The sequence below is a fragment of the Acinetobacter sp. Li1LvA2 genome, assembly GCF_056156705.1.
On sequence record NZ_JBSICF010000019.1, the window covers coordinates 1 to 3,589 of the forward strand.

Here is a 3,589-nt window from a genome sequence, read left to right on the forward strand (position 1 = left end):
CGCACCTACAGTTCCCGTAGTTCGTGCTGCACGGGTGATCTGGATCAGGTTGCCATTGATATCGTAGCTATAACCCGTTTTAACGCCCAGTGCATTGGACTGTTCAATCAGGTTGCCATAGACATCATATAAATTACTGACCTCACCCGTATCGGCATGGGTTTCTTTCTCAACCAGCCAGTCCCCGGTTTCAAGGTTACGCCCGTTTAAGTAACTTTGCTTGTTGATGTTGCCATTGGCATCTTTACTGGTCAGTAAGCGGCCACTTAAGTCATAGCCATATTCAAGGGTTGGGGTACCTTGTGTAACCGTACCATCTGACTTACGGATATCCACTGTAGGGAGAACCTTCTTGGTCAGTTTACCCATAGTGTTGTAGCTCAGGCTACTGGTATTACCATTCCCATCGGTTTCACTGATGATTTCACCAAAGGCATTATAGGCCTGTGATTTAACAATCTGGCTGGCACGGTCACCGGATCCGTTAATCACCCACTTGTTTTGCTGGCTACTACCGTTACCCTTACTGTCAATGCTGAGCTTACCCGGTACAAAAGCAATTACCTTGCCTGCACTGTCATAGAGCTGGTAGAAGTACTCATAGTTTTCAAAGCCTGACTTTGGCACCAGATCATTTAGGTTCCAGCGATAGATCCCATTTGAAGAAGTGATACTGACTTTCTGGAACTGGTTACTGCTGGCCCAGTAGGCATCGCTGTTAATATCGGCACTGACCAGATCGGAAACAAAGTTCCCGCTGGCATCAACCTGACGTTTACGGTAGAACAACTCCATCTTGCTACCGTTGTTCTGCGCAGGCTGGAAGTCAAGCCAGCTGTCATTCAGCTGGTTAGTGTGTTGGCCTGAACCGGCACCCACCCCAACATTGACATAGCCTGTCGCACGGTTAAGCAGTTTGCCGTTTGCATCAGTGGTTTCATAGCTATAGTAAACTGTAGTACTGCCCAACAGGTTCTGTTCGGCAAGATCGGTGGCATCCAGAATAGCTTTACCATCACTTCCTACGGTTAATACTGCAGTTTTATTCAGCAAACCTGCGGCTATACCATATTTAACAGTCACTTTACTGCTGCCGCTAGGTTGCCCTGCCAAGGTAATCTGGTTCTGCGCAAAAGATTTAGGGATATAACTCAGGACTTTAGGCTGACTACCCAAGCGCAATTTACCAATGATACTGCCCGATGGTGTGGTTTGGGTGGTGCCATTAAATGAATCTAGCTGAAACTCATATTCCCCATCTCGACCTTGATTTCCATTCCAGCTAAACCAATCCGAAGTTCCTGTTAAAGCAAATTGTTCCCAGACAGTCGTGCCGACTTTTCGGATTTTTAACTTGGCAGAGGTAGATGCACTGGTTACCGGTTTAAATTGGTCAATAAACTGGACATCAGTTCCACTAAATAAAACAAAACCATCTCCACCATAATTGAGTGGAGTGGTATTCACCTGCATGCCAGCACTGGTAAATTCAATGGTACCCTGTTGGCGGTTGACAATATCTTTACCCGCTAAAGCGACATACTGGATTTCATATTTCTTTAAAGGATTTAAAACTGAATCAACATCTAATTGAAATCTTCCAGGAATTAATCCTCCATATATATCACTTAATGGAGAGGCCTTCAAAACAGAATAACTATTATTAGTACCTAATTCTCTATAGTAAAAAAACAAATCTTTTGTATTAACTGGCTGACTATTAATTGCAAGAGAAAGCTGTCTTCTATACTCTAGCTTACCCACATCACTATCAATTATATTATACACATTATCATAATAAGAATAATCTTTTATATATCTACTAAAACTTATTCCCTGGAGTCCATTTACAACACTTACAAAAGCCCCATCTATCATAGATAAAAAATTTACATATAATAAAATTGAACCATTGTTTTGTAGATCATCGTACTCCTGTCTAGATATTTCAATTTCCAGTGTGGTACTACCATTATTATTTTCAACTGAAGTAATTTGTGAAACCTTATTAAAATTTCGCCCTAATGTGTCAGTTATAGAGAAAGCGAATTTATTAGTTCCAAACTGCTTAACAAAGTTGTTTTCAAATGTATATTTTAACTTAAAAGATCTATAAGGATTATTTTCTCCCAAATTTTCAATGGCACCGACTAACTGACCATATTTATTATTTATTTTATAACTGTATTTAGGAACTTGAGCATAATAAGGTATCACCTGTAACTCAACATCATCCAATCTCTTAGAGATTAATTTATTATTTAAAAATAAATTAACCTCAAACTGAAGAATATTATTAACTGCAACAGAATCAAACTCATCTGCATAGATTTCAAATGTTGCTGGTGAAATATTAGAATCAGGAGATTTATTTAGTTTAACCTCTCTAAAAATCTTCCCAGTCACCAGATCTTTCAAGCTCAAACTCAGCTCACCATCTCCATAGCGACTAATAAGGTCACTTTTAAAATTATAGTTAACTCTAAAATGACGTTCATTTCTATTTAAATCATATCCAAATGGCTCCATACTAAAATCTATTAAATCTGTATGTAATATAGAGCTTATAGAGTCTTGTTTATTATTCACCGTTTCTTTTTTGTCTATATAAACATTCGGCAAATCTGTAGCAGCCAGTGCCTTCTGGGTGATCGTAGCCTGATTCAGTGCAGTATTAATAACACCCTGACCACCCCCTAAGATGTCTCCCTTCGCGCTATACGCCAGATATTGATAGTCATATAACGTATTATTCTCTAACGTATTTAACCCGGCTTTGTACCACCCAGCAGTATTATTATATAACGCAGCACTATTGGTTAAGGTACTCCACTGACTTGCCCCAGCAACCTTGTATTTCACCTCAACCCGACTGGTCCCGGTCGGGATATTCTTCATCATTAACTGACTATAATTATTTAAGGTGCCTTCCTGTTCAATTATTCTAGGTTCCCAGATTAATAACTGTCCAATCTCTGCATAATACAATGGAGGCTGCTCACTCCAACGTGATTTCCTCGCAATTGAAGATGCGATCTTATCGGTCACCTTATTGGTGGTATTCATCACCAGCTCAGTTGTAGTCGCCGAAGTCCGTTTATAAATCTTGACGCTATAGTCTTTTCCACCTAGGAATTTATCGGTATTTTTATCCAGCGCAATCTCGACCAGACTGCTGCCTGAGGCAACACTCTTTTTATACACCTGCCCATCAATGCTTAACTCAACCTCAAAGTTACCATCCCCAAAGCCTTTTAACTGTGATGGAAGAGCAACCTGAATTTTTTCTAATACAATCCCTTCTTCATAATAAACCGTAACCCAAGTTTCGTGCTTGTCGGTACTGTCAGTAACTTTTTCTCCTTTATTGCCTATCAAGGTAATCGGTAATTTATAATCATTAAATACATCAACTGCCACCACGCCCATGGTGTTCGCCACACTGTTACCCGTAGCCGTGGCAGTCGGATTGGCACTTACGCTTCCGCCTGAGAATACATCCACCACATTCACAGAGCGCTTGATCGCCCCAGTACCACTGTCCACTACCTTACCTGTCGCATCACTAGTGCTATAACTATAGCTATAG

At 40.3% G+C, this 3,589-nt stretch carries 1 protein-coding gene; it reads right to left on the minus strand.

Going from position 1 to position 3,589, the window contains the following annotated elements; genetic code table 11:
• On the minus strand, positions 1-3,546 hold a 3,546-nt coding region (locus tag ACS604_RS18880), incomplete at its 3' end, for an RHS repeat domain-containing protein (RefSeq protein WP_474772634.1).
• Positions 3,547-3,589 lie beyond the last annotated feature (43 nt).